At 63.4% G+C, this 16703-nt stretch carries 16 protein-coding genes; 5 read left to right on the top strand and 11 right to left on the bottom strand.

Going from position 1 to position 16703, the window contains the following annotated elements:
• Positions 1-28 precede the first annotated feature (28 nt).
• A complete protein-coding gene (locus tag ELX51_RS03585) occupies positions 29-604 on the top strand; it encodes an HD family hydrolase (protein WP_248305241.1) in 576 nt (191 codons plus the stop codon).
• 109 nt (positions 605-713) lie between these two features.
• Positions 714-1220 (top strand): hypothetical protein, encoded by a 507-nt coding sequence (locus ELX51_RS03580; protein ID WP_127752221.1) that lies wholly within the window; start codon positions 714-716, stop codon positions 1218-1220.
• 6 nt (positions 1221-1226) lie between these two features.
• Here the strand turns inward: ELX51_RS03580 and ELX51_RS03575 are convergent, their stop codons facing one another.
• The 3 genes from ELX51_RS03575 to ELX51_RS03565 form a co-directional block, all read right to left on the bottom strand.
• Positions 1227-2285 (bottom strand): cell wall hydrolase, encoded by a 1059-nt coding sequence (locus ELX51_RS03575; RefSeq protein ID WP_127752220.1) that lies wholly within the window; start codon positions 2283-2285, stop codon positions 1227-1229.
• A gap of 178 nt (positions 2286-2463) precedes the next feature.
• A complete protein-coding gene (locus ELX51_RS03570; RefSeq protein WP_127752219.1) occupies positions 2464-3015 on the bottom strand; it encodes a hypothetical protein in 552 nt (183 codons plus the stop codon).
• 66 nt (positions 3016-3081) lie between these two features.
• Positions 3082-5370: a putative PEP-binding protein gene (locus ELX51_RS03565; protein WP_127752218.1), complete on the bottom strand. Its 2289-nt coding sequence runs from the start codon at positions 5368-5370 to the stop codon at positions 3082-3084.
• Between the two features lie 100 nt (positions 5371-5470).
• Here ELX51_RS03565 and ispH point away from each other — a divergent pair, with 100 nt between their 5' ends.
• Together ispH and rnhA are read left to right on the top strand one after the other, a co-directional pair.
• Positions 5471-6442, top strand: coding sequence for a 4-hydroxy-3-methylbut-2-enyl diphosphate reductase (gene ispH, locus ELX51_RS03560; protein ID WP_127752217.1), 972 nt, complete (start codon positions 5471-5473; stop codon positions 6440-6442).
• Positions 6439-6906: a ribonuclease HI gene (gene rnhA, locus ELX51_RS03555; RefSeq protein WP_127752216.1), complete on the top strand. Its 468-nt coding sequence runs from the start codon at positions 6439-6441 to the stop codon at positions 6904-6906. Before ispH ends, rnhA begins: the two co-directional genes overlap by 4 nt.
• Here rnhA and ELX51_RS03550 read toward each other — a convergent pair.
• From ELX51_RS03550 to ELX51_RS03525, 6 genes are all read right to left on the bottom strand, one after another.
• A complete protein-coding gene (locus ELX51_RS03550; RefSeq protein ID WP_127752215.1) occupies positions 6890-7885 on the bottom strand; it encodes a DUF808 domain-containing protein in 996 nt (331 codons plus the stop codon). The two genes, rnhA and ELX51_RS03550, sit on opposite strands and share 17 nt — an antisense overlap.
• 72 nt (positions 7886-7957) lie before the next feature.
• Positions 7958-9982 carry a glycine--tRNA ligase subunit beta gene (gene glyS / locus ELX51_RS03545; RefSeq protein WP_127752214.1) on the bottom strand — a complete coding sequence of 675 codons (2025 nt, stop codon included), beginning with the start codon at positions 9980-9982 and terminating at the stop codon, positions 7958-7960.
• An 89-nt stretch (positions 9983-10071) separates the two neighbouring features.
• The gene (locus ELX51_RS03540; RefSeq protein ID WP_127752213.1) at positions 10072-10992 is read right to left on the bottom strand and encodes a glycine--tRNA ligase subunit alpha; all 921 of its coding nucleotides are present in this window, start codon (positions 10990-10992) and stop codon (positions 10072-10074) included.
• A gap of 52 nt (positions 10993-11044) precedes the next feature.
• On the bottom strand, positions 11045-11287 hold the full coding sequence (locus tag ELX51_RS03535) for a hypothetical protein (protein WP_127752212.1): 243 nt from the start codon (positions 11285-11287) through the stop codon (positions 11045-11047).
• Between the two features lie 3 nt (positions 11288-11290).
• On the bottom strand, positions 11291-12133 hold the full coding sequence (locus ELX51_RS03530; protein ID WP_248305240.1) for a S49 family peptidase: 843 nt from the start codon (positions 12131-12133) through the stop codon (positions 11291-11293).
• A gap of 48 nt (positions 12134-12181) precedes the next feature.
• Entirely contained in the window at positions 12182-12967 is a 786-nt protein-coding gene (locus ELX51_RS03525) for a methyltransferase (RefSeq protein WP_127752211.1), read from the bottom strand.
• Positions 12968-13061: 94 nt separating this feature from the next.
• Here ELX51_RS03525 and ELX51_RS03520 point away from each other — a divergent pair, with 94 nt between their 5' ends.
• The gene (locus tag ELX51_RS03520; protein WP_248305239.1) at positions 13062-14075 is read left to right on the top strand and encodes a polyprenyl synthetase family protein; all 1014 of its coding nucleotides are present in this window, start codon (positions 13062-13064) and stop codon (positions 14073-14075) included.
• Here ELX51_RS03520 and ELX51_RS03515 read toward each other — a convergent pair.
• Positions 14072-14947: a 4-(cytidine 5'-diphospho)-2-C-methyl-D-erythritol kinase gene (locus ELX51_RS03515; protein WP_127752210.1), complete on the bottom strand. Its 876-nt coding sequence runs from the start codon at positions 14945-14947 to the stop codon at positions 14072-14074. The genes ELX51_RS03520 and ELX51_RS03515 overlap by 4 nt on opposite strands.
• Before the next feature lie 8 nt (positions 14948-14955).
• Positions 14956-16668, bottom strand: coding sequence for a tetratricopeptide repeat protein (locus ELX51_RS03510; RefSeq protein ID WP_248305315.1), 1713 nt, complete (start codon positions 16666-16668; stop codon positions 14956-14958).
• Between the last annotated feature and the right edge of the window lie 35 nt (positions 16669-16703).

The raw sequence follows: 16703 nt of genomic DNA, 5'->3' as shown, positions 1-16703 counted from the left end.
GCGCGGCAAAGACCGAGCCTGGCAACGGATGTTGTCAGGCCGACGGCTCGATATTCTCGACCCCTCCCCGCTCGATGTCGAGCTGTCCGATATCGCGCATGGCCTCGCCCGCGTCGCCCGCTGGAACGGGCAAACCCTGGGCGACTACGCCTTTTCGGTCGCGCAGCATTCGGTGCTCGTGCTCGAATTGTTTCGCGCCCACAACCCCGAGGCCGACAACACCGCCCAGCTGCAGGCGCTGCTGCATGACGCCCCTGAATATGTGATGGGCGACATCATCTCGCCCTTCAAGGCGGCGATGGGCGGCAATTACAAAACGGTGGAAGACCGGCTGCTGGGCGCGATCTATCTGCGGTTTTCCCTCCCTGCTACAGCCGGTGCAGCCTTGGGAAAACTTATCAAGAAAGCCGATCGCGAGGCCGCTTATTTCGAAGCCGTGCATCTGGCCGGCTTTTCGGCTGTTGAAGCCCAACGTTTTTTCGGCGCACCGAGCTTGCCTACCTTTGACGTTGATCAGTTCGACCGGCTGATCCGGCCCTGGCCGACGCGCGAAGCGCAGGATCGCTTCATCGCTGCGTGCGAGGCGATCCTGCCCTCCGCCTAGACGTCCACTCGTTAACCCTAATATTGTTTGAACTTTGCTGCGGCTGCGGCAAAAAGGTTACTGCTTTGTTAACAAGCAGGATCAAACCGCCTCATTTCGGGACGCAGCCATGAACCTACCCACGCGCCATATGCTAGTCGGAATGTGTCTGGGCGCCGTTTGCGCCACCGCCTTGGCGGCGATCGGACCTGGCATAGTCGTTGATGCAATCGCCGGGGAACGCGGCGTTGGCATCGATACGGCCAGCCTCGTGCGCTTTGATGATCGCGAGTATCACGTGCAATATGAGGAAGGGGTGGACACCAACCCGCTCCAAACCGTCCGGGTCAAGAAGATCGAGGCGGGCCGGGTGAGTTGGGTGGATATCGCCGTCACGGCGACCGGCACCTATTCTACTGACGCGCTGGTTTCAGAGCACATCCAGTATCCGGGCATTAGCGTCTCGCCGGTTGAGCAGCCCGGTCCAGGCAACCGCTTCTCGTTCTGGGACGGCCAGAGCTGGACCTCTTTCACTCCGACCGCTGGCATGTCGATGATCTTTGCCAATGCAGCAACCGCGGTGCGGATCGGCAGAGATTTTACCTGCGTATATGGCAAAAGCTATCGCGTCTGCTGATCGGTTCTAGCCAAATAGCCAGCCGCGCTTGAACTTGTAGAACACGTGCAGCCCAACCTGCGTCAACTTTTGCATGCGGGGTGCCCAGGCGGGGCGCACATAGGTGGCGTGATAGTGGGTGGAGTCGGCGACCTCGGTCAGGTACAACTCGCCGTCCACAAAGCGCGCCGCAATGTCTTCCGCCTGCGCCCATGACTTCTTGTCCGAAATCCGCTCGGGGATGCCATCGCAGGCAAAGGAGAACTGGCAGGCATTGCGCTTGTGCTGGTTCTGGAACACGACGCCACAGATCGTGCTGGGATAGCGGTGATCCTTGACGCGGTTGAGCACGACCTGAGCAACAGCGACCTGACCGCGATAGCTTTCGCCCCGCGCCTCGAAATAGATTGCCGTGGCCAGGCACCACAACTCCTTGTCGGAAACCTCAACCGCCTTGCCAGTGTCGAAGGCACCAAGAACCGGCGCATTCGCGCGGGCATAGGCGAGTTGCTCGGAGGCAACCGCCGGCATGGGCTGGCCCAAAGTCCCAGCAGTGCTGGTCGGGGCAATCCCGGCGATGGCGTCAAGGGCGGAGGAGCCGATTTCGGGATTAATGGAAGCCACCGACATGCGCGGACCCGGATCGGTTTCGGCCGGCGCTTCGATGGCTGCATCGGCGATTTGGCTTTGGCCCAAGGCTTCGGGCTGGCCGGGAGCGACACGCAGCGCCGCGAGCCGGGTGCGCACTTCCTCGAAGCTACGAGAAATTGCCAGTGCATCCTGCTTCGGACGAAGCCGATCGGTCTTTTCCGCCCGGTTGGGACCGGTAAAGCTAGCGCTCTCGAACAGGTGATCGAACGATTGTGGCGTGCGCACCGTTGTTGTACCGCCAAGACTGCCCTGGACGACAACAGGCGGTGCCGCTAACTCGCCGCTCGCATCTGCGGGACTGAAGGCGACGCTGGTGAGCCCCGCATAACTCAGTACGCCCACGAGTCCGAACGCCATAAGCTTGGCATGGGGACGGTGGCGACGAGCCGACTTGGTCGCGTGCACAGGCACGACGGACCGATTTGATAGGGCCATCTCAGCTACTCAACAAAACGCAACATAACTACTGATCGGCAAAAGTGACGCTAAGAGGCCGACAGTGAAATGATGTCTTATTAGGGTTAGCGTGGAGTAAACGCCCAATCAGGCAGTGACGTGGATGAAGAATGGCGAGAACCGGGCAAGAGGCCTTCGGGCTGATTTGTCGCAGTACTTAGCTGCAACCATCCCTCACAGCCTGCGCCTCGTCTACGAAGCTATCCACCCGAAACCGGACCGAAAGAGAACGCGAGTTCACCGGCGTGACCCGCGCCGTGATATTAGTCGCGCCCGCGAGGCTGTCGACAAAGGCGGCGGCTTCCGCCTGATCCCCGATGATGATGGCAGTATTGGTCGGGTCCACCGGCAAGGTACGACTGCGGTCGGTTTGCAGATCATATTGCAGGGTCAGGCCGGCATCATTGCCCAAGGCCGATAGCGTATTGCCCGCAAAACCAAACCAGATGCTCAACTTCCCCGCCTCACAGCGCACAGTCAGGGTTGCAGGACCGCGGCCGCTGGGGCGAGCCGGGATCAGCTGGGTGGATTCCAGCACGGCTTCCAGCGCTGCAGCGGGGTCAGTACCGGGTCTGAACAAGGCATCATAGCAGGCCAGACGCTCAACCCCATTTTGGATGCTGGCGCATTGCGCGCCATCTGACTGCCCGAACGCTGGCGCTGAAACAAAAAGAAGCGGGATGAGCGCCAGCATCGGCAGTTTGTTCACGAGCAAAATGTCCCTTCCGCCATCGGTGGCCCTGCGCTCACAACATAGGCACTGCGAGCCCGAATTTTAAGACGCTGCCTGTGCCAAGGTCAGTCGCGCCACCGGCACCCGATAGGGCGAGCAGGAGACATAATCGATCCCCAGCCCCGCAAAGTACCGCAAGGATGCTGGATCGCCCGCATGTTCGCCGCAGATGCCGATCTTGAGCGAGGGATTGGCGGCGCGCCCGCGGGCAATGGCGATGGAAATCATCTCGCCCACCCCCTTTTCGTCGATGGTGACAAAGGGATCACGCTCATAAATGCCTTTGCGCTGGTAGACGGTCAGGAAAGTGGGCGCGTCGTCGCGTGAAATGCCAAAGGTCGTTTGCGTCAGATCATTGGTGCCAAAGGATATGAAGTCCACGAGATGGGCGATATCGCCGGCCCGCAGGCAAGCCCGGGGCAGCTCGATCATGGTGCCAAAGGAAAACCGCACCCGGTCGGAGCGCAAGAGCCCGGAATTGGCGGCAATGGCATTCACCCGGTCCCGCACAAAGGCCACTTCGGTCGCGGTAGAGACAAAGGGCACCATGACCTCGATCACCACCGGCTCGTCCTGTCTTTCGCTAGCCTGACGCGCGCCGGCCATCAGCGCCTGAGTCTGCATCTGCAGCAGTTCGGGATAAGTGATGGCGAGGCGTACGCCGCGATGGCCCAGCATCGGGTTGATCTCGGCGATACGATCCAGCTGCAGCCGCAAAGCCCTGACAGCCAGGCCAAGCGAAGCCGCCGTGTCCTCGATTTCTTCCTCCGTCCGCGGCAGGAATTCGTGCAGCGGCGGATCAAACAGGCGCACCGTCACCGGCAGCCCGCGCATGGTGGAAAACAGCGCCTCGTAGTCCCCGGTCTGGTAACCGATCAGCCCGTTCACCGCTCGATTGCGATCGTCGCCGTCCTCGGACAGGATCACGCGGCGCAGCGCCAGCATGCGTTCGGGCGAAAAGAACATGTGCTCGGAACGCGCCAGCCCAATACCCTCGGCACCAAAGCTGAGCGCCGTGCGGGCGGATTCCACCGTTTCCACATTGGTACGCACCGCAATGGTGCGGCTGCGATCGGACCAACCCAGCAGCGTGCCGATCGCGCCCCCGATATGGGGCTGGCTCAGCGGCAACATCCCGGCATAGACCTGCCCATCGGTGCCATCGATGGTCACCCGGTCGCCAGTGCGATAATCGCGCTCGCCGATGCGGCACACCATTTCTGTCGCGTTTACCGACATGGTCCGCACGCCCGCCACGCAGGGCTTGCCGGTGATGCGGGCGATCACGCCGGCATGGCTCGACATGCCGCCACGAGCGGTGAGAATGCCGGTCGCGGCCTTCAGGCCTTCGATATCTGCGGGGCCGGTTTCGTTGACCACAAGAATGCAATGCTTGCCCCGAGCGCGCAGGCGCGCTGCGTCTTCGGCGTTAAAGACGATGGGACCGCTGGCCGCTCCCGGTGACACGCCGAGGCCGGTGGCAATGGGAATGGCGGCAGCAGATGCCTTGAGGCGCGGATGCAGCAACTGCGCCAGGCGGGCAGGCTCCACCCGTGACACGGCGTTCTGCGGTGACCAGACGCCGCGGCTCACCCGGTCCACCGCCGCTTCAAGCTCGGCCGCGGGGCTGGCCTGGACTGGCCGTGCGGACAAGAATTGTGCCTCGTTCCCGCTCACCGCGACCGAACAGCACATATGCCGCCCCGCCTTGGCATCGAGCAGCGTCACAAGGGCGGTTATGCTGTCAGGCAGCGCTGGCAGCATGTTGCCGTCGGTTGGAGCCGGCCCGAGCCCCCCCGTTGCCGCGTTGCGGGTGAGAAAGGACACGATTGCCCCGCCTGCCGAGCTTTGCACCAGAACGATCTGGCGCGCACGTTCGTCATCCGGGCGCGCTTCACCCCAACCCGGGCGCGCAAAGCCATAGCTGTCAAAGGCATTTTTGATCGCACGTCCGAGGGGCCGGTTGGGATCAACGGCATCGGCCGCGCTCAGGGGGGGCGCGATGCCGGTCTTGGCGGGCAGCAGGCCCGCATTATGAGACGCCGCTGAAGTGCGCACCGCCAGATAGGGCGTTTGCCCATCATCGCCGACCAGCTTGAACAGGCACGCGATCCAGTGGGTGCGCAGTTTGGCGTCCCGGCGCGTGCGCTCGGCCTGCAGAGCTTCCCATGCCGCCCGGGTGATGCAGATCGTGGGAATGGTGGGAAAACCGGCATCGCTGACGCGGAAAATCCAGCGGGCCTTGCCCGAAAGCAATTTGAGCTGCGAGGCCGATAGGTTCGCCTTGCCCACCGCAGGGGCAATCGCAAAAATTTCCTGGGCCAAACTCACCTTGCTATCCCTGCCATGCCGCGCGGCGCATAATGCCTATGAGCTAGCCTGCCTGCAACAAGGCTTGACTTGGCCGGCTCGCGAAAGCATCTGATCTGGGATGGAAAAGCGGCCACAACTAGACATCCTGCTGTGCGCCCCTCGCGGATTTTGCGCGGGGGTCGACCGAGCCATTCAGATCGTCGAACTCGCCCTGCAGAAATATGGCGCGCCCGTTTATGTGCGCCACGCCATCGTCCACAACAAATATGTGGTGGATGGGCTGCGCCAAAAAGGCGCGGTTTTCGTGGAAGAACTGAGCGAGATTCCGCCGGGCGATGCGCCAGTGGTGTTCTCGGCCCATGGTGTGCCCAAGAGCGTTCCGGCCGATGCGCGTAGCCGCAACATGATGTTTCTGGATGCGACTTGCCCGCTGGTGTCCAAGGTGCATGTGGAAGCACAGCGCCATTTCGAGGAAGGTCACGAAATCGTGCTGATCGGGCACCATGGCCATCCCGAGGTCGTGGGCACGATGGGGCAGTTGCCCCTCGGCGCCATTACGCTCGTGGAAGATGTGGCCGGTGCCATGGCCATTACACCCCGCGATCCGGCAGCACTCGCTTATGTGACGCAAACCACGCTTTCCGTGGATGACACCAGCGAGATCGTGGCGGCCCTGCAGTCGCGCTTCCCACTAATCCATGGACCGCACAAGGAAGACATCTGCTACGCCACGACAAACCGGCAGCAGGCTGTCAAGGCGGTAGCTCCGCTGGTCGACGCCATGGTCGTGGTTGGCTCGCCCAACTCCTCCAACTCGCTTCGCCTCGTCGAGGTAGCCGAACGGGCCGGGTGTCGCGTCGCCATGCTGGTGGACCGCGCCAGCGAAATCGACTGGAGCCGCCTCCAAGGCATTCGCACCCTGGGTGTTTCGGCTGGCGCCTCGGCGCCTGAAAAGCTCGTTGATGAAGTCATCGAAGCCTTTGCGCAGCGTTACGACATCAAGGTCGAGGCGAAGGTCACGGCGGTCGAGAACATCGCCTTCAACGTGCCGCGGCAGCTGCGCCCCGTCGAGGTCACCGTCGCCCCATGAGTGAAGCCGTTGTGATCCATACGGACGGGGCCTGCTCGGGCAATCCCGGTCCGGGCGGCTGGGGCGCCATTCTCCAATATGGCGACAAGCGCAAGGAATTGTGCGGCGGGGAACCGCTGACGACCAACAACAAGATGGAGCTGACCGCCGCCATCGAGGCGCTTAACGCGCTTACCCGACCCTGCACGGTCGAACTGCATACCGACAGCCAGTACGTCAAAAACGGCGTGCAAAGCTGGATGAAGGGCTGGAAGCGCAACGGCTGGAAGACCGCCGACAAGAAGCCGGTAAAAAACCTCGAGCTCTGGCAGGCACTGGACGAAGCCACCAAGCGCCACACCATCTCCTGGCATTGGGTCAAGGGCCACGCCGGACACGATCTTAACGAGCGCGCCGATCAGCTCGCCAATGAAGGCATGGCACCCTACAAGAACAAGCGGGCTGCGTTTACGCCACCGGTTTAGCGGCTCTTTTGGGCAACACCCGCTTGATCAAACCCCAGAGCGGGGAGACCACATAGCCCGCCACCGGAATCAGCAGCGTGCCCAGCAGCAGGCCGAAGAAAAAGTCCACAAAGGCGGTAGCGAACCATCCCGCAAGGCTCGCAAACGAGCTGAAGGTGTGCTCGGCCCAGTGAGCGGCCCCTTCAATGATGTGTTCAGGCAGGTCCCAACCGAACTCGTACAGGCCATGCGCGACAATGCTGCCGCCGACCCAGGTCATGGCCGCAGTACCCACAAGGCTCAGCACGCGCATGAAGCCTGGCATGCCGGTCACCAGCCCGCGGCCGAAAGCGCGTCCGGCACCCGTGCGGCCCTTTTTGGCCAGCAGCAACCCGAAATCATCGGCTTTGACGATCAGCGCAACCGCACCGTAAACCAAGACCGTGATGCCGATGCCGACCAAGGCCAGCACCATCGCTTGGGTGATGACGTTCTCGACCGGAATATTGGCCAGCGCGATGGTCATGATCTCGGCGGAAAGAATGAAATCGGTTTTGATCGCGCCAGCGACCTTCTGGTCCTCAAGGGTCTGGGCGGTGATCGCCGCCGGCACCAGTGCGGCCTCATGCGCCTCGGCCTGATGGGGCAGAAGCGCATGGAAAACCTTCTCGGCTCCCTCGTAGCAGAGATACGCCCCACCGATCATCAGCAAGGGCGTGATCACCCAGGGTGCGAAAAACGAGAGCAGCAATGCCGCGGGCAACAGGAAGATCAGCTTGTTCTTGACCGAACCCAGCGCGATCTTGCCGATAATGGGAACTTCGCGATCAGCGGTAAAACCGTGCACATAGTTAGGCGTGACAGCGGCATCGTCGATCACCGCCCCAGCGGCTTTGGCGCCTGCTTTGGCGGCTTGCCCCGCGACGTCATCGAGCGACGCCGCGGCAACTTTCACCAGGCCCGCGACGTCGTCGAGCAACGCCAATAATCCAACGCTCATATCTTCATTCCTGCCGCAGCTTAGATGTGGCAGGGGAAACGAGCGGGGCTACCCCCGGGGTTCCATCCGCAGCTAGCCCGAAATCTTGGAGAAATCGGCCACCAGATGCATTGTCTGGCGCAGGCGCCCCAGAAGGTTGAGCCGATTGATGCGCGTGGCCGGATCGGGATCGTTGACCAGCACCGCTTCAAAGAACGCATCCACCGGGGCGCGCAGGGCCGCCAGATCGCCCATGGCGCCGGTAAAATCATCCTCCGCTACCCGGGCTGCCACTGCCGGCTGCACCGTGGTCACCGCAGCGGCCAGCGCGGTTTCCTCGGGCAACTGCAACAGCTCGGGCTTGACCTCGCCATCATAGGTCAACGAGAACTTCTTTTCCTCAGCAGCAAGAATATTGGCGGCGCGGCGATAGCCGGCCAGCAGATTGGTCCCGTCGGGCGAGGACAGCAGCGACGACAGCGCTTCGGCACGCTGGGTGATCTGCAGCATGTCATTGCTGTCGGGAGAGAGCACCGCATCGATCAGATCGTGACGGGCGCCCGCATCGCGCAGCGACACCTTGAGCCGGTCATGGAAGAAGGCCAGCAGGTCGGGCTCCACCAGCAAGGGGAAGCGCAAGCCGTTTTCGGTGATGATCCGGATCACGCCCAAGGCGGCACGGCGCAGCGCAAAAGGATCGCGCGAGCCGGTGGGCTTTTCGTTGATGCGCCAGAATTCGGTCAGCAGATCGAGTTTGTCGGCCAGCGCCACGGCGATCGCGACGGGATCGGTGGGGACCTCGTCGGTAGGACCAAGCGGCTTGTAGTGCTGTTCGATGGCATTGGCGATGTCAGCAGGCTCGCCCTGCGCCAGGGCGTAATAGCGCCCCATCAATCCCTGCAGTTCAGGAAACTCACCGACCATGCCGGTGGTGAGGTCAGCCTTGGCCAGCATGGCGGCGCGCTTGGCGCGTTCCGGATCGGCCCCCACCTGCGGGGCGATCTGCCCTGCCATTTTCACCAGGCGCTCGACGCGGGCAAACTGGGTTCCGAGCTTGGCGTGGAACACGGTGTCTTCGAGCTTGGGCAGACCGTGCTCGAGCGGAGTTGCCAAATCCCCTTCGTAGAAGAACTTGGCGTCGGACAGGCGAGCGCGAATAACGCGCTCATTGCCGGCGATGATCGCGGCGCCGCCGTCGATCGCCACCGTATTGGCGGTGATGATGAAATAGGGGGCCAGGCGCCCTGCCCCGTCGCGCAGGCAGAAGCATTTCTGGTTGGCGCGAATGGTGGCGATGATCACCTCTTCGGGCAGTTCCAGAAAGGCCGGGTCAAACGCGCCCATCATCACCACAGGCCATTCCACCAGCCCTGCCACTTCCTCGAGCAGGCCTTCGTCGCCAATCACCGACAGGCCGCGCGCAAAGGCGAGGTGTTCGGCATCGCTGCGGATGATGTCCTTGCGCCGGTCAAGGTCGAGCACGACTTTGGCGCGCTCGAGCCCCATCAGATAATCCTCAAAGCGCCGGATACGAATGGCTCCGGGCGCCAGGAACCGATGACCATAGGTGGTCTGGCCAGACCCAACCCCTGCAGCCTCGAAGGGGATTACAATCGGCTCGTCATTATCGGTGCCGAAGGTCGCAGTAATTGCGCGCAGCGGGCGCACCCAGCTGGTGCTGCCCGAGCCCCAGCGCATCGACTTGGCCCAGGGAAAATCGGCGATCACGCGCGGCAGCAGGCCCGACAGAATCGTTGCGGCCTCGGCGCCGGGCTTGTGGATATGGGCCACGTAGAACTCGCCCTTCTTCGGATCGCTTTCAACCTTGGCCTGCTCGATCGAGCTCAACCCGGCCGAGCGCAAAAAGCCATCGATTGCCGGCTGGGGCGCGCCAACCTTGGGGCCCTTCTTGTCTTCATGCGTGTCGGGCGAGCGCGGCGGAATGCCCGAAACCGTCAGCGCCAACCGGCGCGGCGTCACAAACGCCTTGGCGCCCTCGTAAACCAGACCCGCATCCACCAGCGCTGTGGTCACCGCCTTGCGCAAGTCTTCGGCAGCGCGGCGCTGAAGACGGGCAGGGATTTCCTCGGAAAACAGTTCGAGCAGCAGATCGGGCATGGTTTAAACCGGGCGTTCGAGCGTGTGGGTTGTGCCTAGCAAGGGGACGAAGCCTTGTCCATTGCAGCGGCGTGCGGGGGTCTAGCGCCTCAGGCGCCACCGCCCGCGGTGTGCAGCCAGGCTTCGCCACAGGCCTTGGCAAGTTCGCGAATGCGCAGAATATAGCTTTGCCGCTCAGTCACCGAGATAACGCCACGAGCGTCGAGCAGGTTGAAATTGTGCGAAGCCTTAATCACCTGCTCATAGGCCGGCACGGCCATGGTGTGGCGGTCGCCCTCGCGGCCGGCTTCCAGAATGGCCCGGCATTCCTTTTCCGCATCAGCGAAATGGCGGAACAGGATCTCGGTATCGGCCGCCTCGAAATTGTACTTGGACTGCTCCTGCTCGTTCTGCAGGAACACATCGCCATAGGTGACCTTGGAGTTGCCGCCGCCACCATTGAAGTTGAGGTCGTAAACGTTCTCGACCCCCTGCACATACATGGCGAGGCGCTCGAGCCCATAGGTGATTTCGCCCGGCACCGGCGAGCATTCAAAGCCCGCCACCTGCTGGAAATAGGTGAACTGGCTGACTTCCATGCCATCGCACCAGCATTCCCAGCCAAGGCCCCAGGCGCCCAGCGTCGGGCTTTCCCAGTCATCCTCGACAAAGCGGATGTCGTGCAGGGCGCTATCAAGACCGATCGCCGCCAGCGACTTGAGATAAAGCTCCTGAATGTCGGGTGGCGACGGCTTCAGGATAACCTGGAACTGATAATAGTGCTGCAGGCGGTTGGGATTTTCGCCATAGCGCCCGTCCTTGGGCCGGCGGGAAGGCTGCACATAAGCGGCGTTCCAGGGCTTGGGGCCCAGCGCGCGCAAGGTGGTCGCGGTATGGAAGGTGCCGGCGCCCATCTGCATGTCATAGGGCTGCAAAATCACGCAGCCCTGCTCGGCCCAGAAATTCTGAAGCGTCAGGATCATGCCCTGGAACGAGTTCTTGGGGTCCATATGGGCGGGGCGGTCAGTCATGGGCGTGGTCCCTTTGTGCGGGTCCATCCTCTATTGAGGCTGCCGGGAGCGGTCAACGGCGATTGTTCTCGTCGCCGGGTCCGCCCGGCCGGTAGGTGCCGTCCGCGTCGCGCTTGAGATCGATCACGCCCGGCTTGGCGCGCTCGGCCTGGTCGCGCTCGCGGCGCAGGCGCCGGGCTTCCTCATCCTGGCTCTTGAACTGGCCCTGCCAGTCGCGCCAGATCTTGCGAACACCCAGATAGATGGCCGCGGCGATGACGAGATAGATGGCGAGGCGAAGCAGAACTGCGGTCATTGGCTATAGTCCCAGCCGGGACCACAAGGCGCGGTCCTCCAGCGTAGCGGTCATGGCGGCGGGCAGTTCAGCGGCAAAGCTGAGGCGTGGCACGCCAAACCAGGACCGCTTGGGCGCAATGAACTTGAGCACGACATCGGCGCCGTACCGGGTGCGCAGCGTTGCATGCAGGTCGCCAATCGCATCCACCAGCCCCAGTTCGACGCCGCGAAGCCCGGGCCACCATTCGCCCGTGAACAGCACATCGTCGGGGGCGCGTAGCCGGTCGCCCCGCCGCGCTTTCACATGCTCGATAAACACCGAATGGATATCGAGCTCCACCGCCTTGATGCGCTCAACATCGCCCGGATTCTCCGGCAAGAAGGGGTCCAGCGTGGATTTGTTGCGGCCTGCCGTGTGCACCCGCCGCTCGATGCCGAGCTTTTCAAGTGCGCCGACAAACCCGAAGCCGGCCATGATCACGCCGACGGAGCCCACGATCGAAGAGGGATCAGCGATGATCTCGTCACCCGCCACGGCAATGAAATAGCCCCCGGACGCCGCCGCATCCTCCACGAAGACGAGAACCGGCTTGCCATGCTCGTCGGCCAGGTCGCGAATGCGCTTGGAGATCAGGCGCGACTGCACCGGCGAGCCGCCGGGAGAATTGACCACGATGGCGATGGCTGGCGCTGACTTGATGGCGAAGGCGCGCTGCAGCAAGGGCTCCACCGAAGCAATGCTCAGCCGCCCCTGGCGCTGTTCAGCGGCGATCACGCCGTGAAGCCGAACCACGGGGATAACCGTCTTGTTGCCGCCCAGGCGACGCCAGATCCGGCCCATCCAGGCGGGGGTTTGAACAGCCATCGGGTTCCTTTCACGCTCGCCGCCCCATTTAGGGTGCATCCAGGGGGATTACCAGACAAGCCGCGCCTCGCCGCGGAAGATTGCTTCAAACTCGGGCCGGAACGCCCGGCCATCTGCCTCATGGAGCGCCCGCGCGCCGAGCAGCGTCAACGGCGCCCGCGATCCCTTGATGCCGCGCAGCAGCACTCGGGTGGCAGGACCATCGGGCCGCGCGCAGAGCGGCAGAATGGTCAGCGCCCCGAACCGTCCGCCAAACGCGCCCAGCAAGGCTTGCAGCCCCTGCGCGGGATAGATGAAAATGGCCTCGCCGCCGCCCGCCGCAGCGCCCGCCGCTGATTTGACCCAGAGCTCCAGTTGTTCATTTTGCATGTGCCGGGCTCCCGCCCGACCCTGTACGCGCGCGAGCGTGCCCCGGGCAGCATCGAAAAACGGCGGATTGGCGATAACCGTCTCGTAAGCATTCTCCTCGATTCCCGCCCCCTGACGCGCACTGCCCGGGGCGGCCACATCGGCATGCGCATAGCTCACCCGGTCGGCAAAGCCGTTCGCGGCCGCATTATCCTGTGCGAGCGTCAGCATGGCTTCGTCCCGCTCGGCAAGCGTGGCGCGCAGGCCCGGAGCATGCGCGAGTGCCACGAGTGCCGCGGTCCCCACGCCACTGCCCAGATCCAGCAGTGTTTGCGCGCTAGGGGGTACCGAAGCCCCTAAAAGCACGCTGTCGAGCCCCGCCCGGAAGCCCCGGGCCGGTTGGAGCACAGTGATGCGGCCGCCCAGAAAGGCGTCTGACGTCGTGGTTTGCTGTTGGACAAAGTCGCTGGTCTGGTCTAGGGACATCGCACCCAATTGGCCGGTTTTTACGCGAGCTTAAGTGGCAAGCGCATCAGGCTCAACCAGATTTGCCAGTAGGGGCAAACGAGGACCGTACCGCGTGTCTGTTGTTACGCAATCCAAACCGGCATTCAGTGCCAATGCTGTTGATCGGCTGATCGATGCTACTGCCGCTGACATGGCCAAGGTCAATGCGCTGATCCTGGCGCGGGCAGATTCGCATGTCGAGATGGTGCCCGAGCTGGCCCGCTACCTCATCGAAAGCGGTGGCAAGCGCCTGCGCCCGATGCTGACCGTGGCTGCGGCGTCCCTCTTTGGCAAGGGTACCGGCTCGGCGATCAATTTCGCCGCCGCCGTCGAGTTCATGCACAACGCCACGCTGTTGCATGACGATGTGGTCGATGAAAGCGATATGCGCCGCGGCAAGCCCGCTGCCCGCATGGTGTGGGGCAACAAGGCCTCGATCCTCGTTGGCGATTTCCTCCTCGGCCAAGCCTTCATGATGATGGTGGAAACTGGCGACATTGCAGCATTGGGCGTGCTTTCCGCCGCGTCGGCCGCCATGGCCGAGGGCGAAGTGTTCCAGTTGGCCAAGACTGGCGATCTTTCCACCACGCCCCAAGACTATGCCGAAGTGATCCGCGCCAAAACTGCGGTGCTGTTCCAGGCCGCGTGCGAAGTGGGCGCGATGTCGGGCGGCGCCGATGCGCCGGGCCGCAAGGCTTTGGCCCGCTACGGGCTTGAGCTGGGCACCGCGTTCCAGCTCGTTGACGATGTGCTCGATTATCGCGGCGAGACCGATACGCTGGGCAAGAACAGCGGCGATGACCTGCGCGAAGGCAAGATGACCCTGCCCGTTATTTTGGCGCTTGCCGACGCCAGCGAGGCCGAGCGGGCAGTGATCACCGGCGCGCTGGGCGATGCCGAGGCGAGCGACGATCAGGTGCGCAGTGTTGTTGCCATCATGGAGCGGCACGATACCCTGGGGCGCACCATAAGGCAGGCCCATGCCCATGCGGGTGCCGCCCGTGACGCGCTCAACGCCGCTCCCGCTGGCGCGATGAACGCGCTCTTGGCCGATGTGGTCGAATTCAGCGTGATGCGCCTGTTCTAGGGCCCGAGTACCGGCGCCGCGGCAATCCAATGGTCTGGTGTCGCCCGACGCATTTCATGGGCCGCCTGATGCGCCTGCGCCCCCGAGCCGAACAGCCCGAACACCGTTGCCCCCGATCCAGACATCCGCGCCAGCATGCAGCCGGGTGCCGCCGCAAGCCGAGCAATGATGCGGCCGATCTCGGGCACCAGTTCCACTGCCGGCGCCTGCAGGTCATTGCGGGTTTCCGCCAGCCAGATGCCCAGTTGCGCGGGCCGGGTCATCGGCTCAGGCAAGGCTGGCATTGCCGGATTGTCCTTCTTGAGCAGGCGCCGGAACACTTCGGGCGTCGAGACCGGCAGCAGCGGGTTGACGAGCACCAGATAGCATTCGGGAAAGGCTGGCAGCGGCGAAAGGATCTCCCCTACCCCGCGCGCCACCAGAGGGGCGGATACGAGGCAGGCGGGAACATCCGCGCCCAGCCTTGCCCCCAGCTCAGCCAGTTCCGTGACAGGGATCGGCGTGGCCGACAGATCGGCGAGCAGGCGCAGCGCCGCAGCGGCATCGGCGGAGCCCCCGCCAATGCCCGCCGCCACCGGCAAGTTCTTGCGCAGCCGCATGGCGAGGCCCGGCGGCACAGCCTCAGGCCAGCGGGCGCGAAAGGCGGCTACGGCACGCGACACCAGATTGGTATCGCCACCGCTCAGGCCACGCGCAAAAGGGCCAGTGATCGCAAGACTGTCGCTGGCCGCTGGCGCCGCTTCCAGTTCGTCGGCCAAGTCGGCGAACACCACCAGGCTTTGCAGGTCGTGGTAGCCATCGTCACGCCGACGGGTGACATGCAGCGCCAGATTGACCTTGGCTGGCGCCGACTGCGTCCAATACTGCCCCATGCCCCGAACTACTGGGCGGCCGTTTGTTCGTCCAGACCATTGGCCAGCTTGGGCTGCACACGCTCCTTGACGACGCCGATATCGTCAACGGAGGCCGCCACATTCCACTGGAACTTGGCCTCGAGCCGCCGCCCCGCGCGCCAATAAGCGTCGCCCAGATGGTCATTGATCTCGGGGTCGTTGGGCTGCAACTGCACGGCCTGTTCGAGGGTCTTGACCGCTTCTTCCATGCGGCCAAGCTTGTAGAAGGCCCAGCCCAGCGAGTCGACGATATAGCCATCCTGGGGCATGGCAGCGACGGCCTTTTCGATCATGGCTAGCGCCTCTACGAGGTGCATGTCCTTGTCGATCCAGCTATAGCCCAGATAGTTGAGCACCTGCGGCTGGTCGGGGCGCAGTTCAAGCGCCTTGAGGAAATCGCGCTCGGCCTCGGGCCACTGCTTGTTGCGCTCATAGGAGATGCCGCGCACATAATAGAAGCGCCAATCCGATGCATTCTCGCCGCCGGTGAGGTCCAGCGCCGTGGAATAGGCGTCGATGGATTTGGCGTATTGCTCGTCGGTGCGCAGGATGTCTCCATAAACCGACACCGCATCGAGGTCATCGGGCTGGGTCGCCACGATATTGCCCAGCCGGCGCAGCGCCTCGGGACGATCACCCATATTGTCGAGGTTCTGGGCGACCCGAACCACCGCGGTTGGCTTCATCGCCGAATTGGCGGGAACGCTTTCATAGATGCGGTTGGCCGCGTCATGCTGGTCGGCCGCATCAAGCACTTGGCCGAGGGCCAGCGCCACCACATCGGCAGACGGATCAAGATAAAGCGCTAGGCGCAGGAACATTACCGAGACGTCCATGCTGCTGTCGCGCGCGAGCGCCACGCCGATGCCGTGGAACATTTCGGCCGCGCCGACCTGCACATTGGCGGCAAAGATCCCGGGGCGCTGCCCGGCATCGACCGCTTCCTTGACGATGGTGACGACGGGATGGCTCAGCCCCGCATCCTGGAACTTGGCGATGGCGGCCTTGGCCTGGTCGAACTCGCCGGCATTGGCGAGCACGCGGGCATAAACCTCGACGATCCGGGCTACGCCAGGCTCGGCATCAAAGGCCTGGCCGGCATAGCGAATGGCGCGCTGGTTGTCTCCGGCCGCTTCCGCCATGAGAGCGCGATGAAACACGAGGAAATCCTCAAGCCCACCCTGCCCCAGGCCATCGAGCAGTTTGTCGGCTTCCTTGACCCGATTGTCGCCAATCATCGCCCAGGCCCGCAAGATACCCGCCGTGATGCCAACAAAACTATCCTGGCCCACCGAGGCCAGCATGCGGTCGGCAGCGCCGTAGCGGCGCTCCTTGAGCGCTTCGGTCGCCAGCACCAGTTCGGCAAGCTGGTTGCCAGGGTCGAGCTCGAGCAGGTGCCGGGCCGTGGAGGCCGCTTCCCCGATCTGCCCATCGGCGGCAAGGCCAATAAAGGCGCGTTCCACCATGACCGGGTTGTCCCAGTCGGCCTTGGCTGCATCGCTGAAATAGCGAGCGGCTTCCTCGGTGCGCAGGTCCTTGAGCGCCCCTTGCCCGGCCAGATAGGAGCCGGTCACGCTGGGGCGGAACAGCGACAGCATGTCGAGCGTGGACGTGGGGGCCGTTTGGGCCGCCAGGGGAACCACGAGGCCGGTCAGCATCAGGGCAACAAAGGCGGGTCGCGCCAGACGATTGGATAGCATTGACACGAGGCTTGGATCTCCCTTGGCCGAACCGG

Source organism: Devosia sp. 1566 (assembly GCF_004005995.1).
GTDB lineage: Bacteria > Pseudomonadota > Alphaproteobacteria > Rhizobiales > Devosiaceae > Devosia.
Note: the sequence above shows the minus strand (reverse complement) of the source record. Positions and strands in the feature narration are given on the sequence as shown.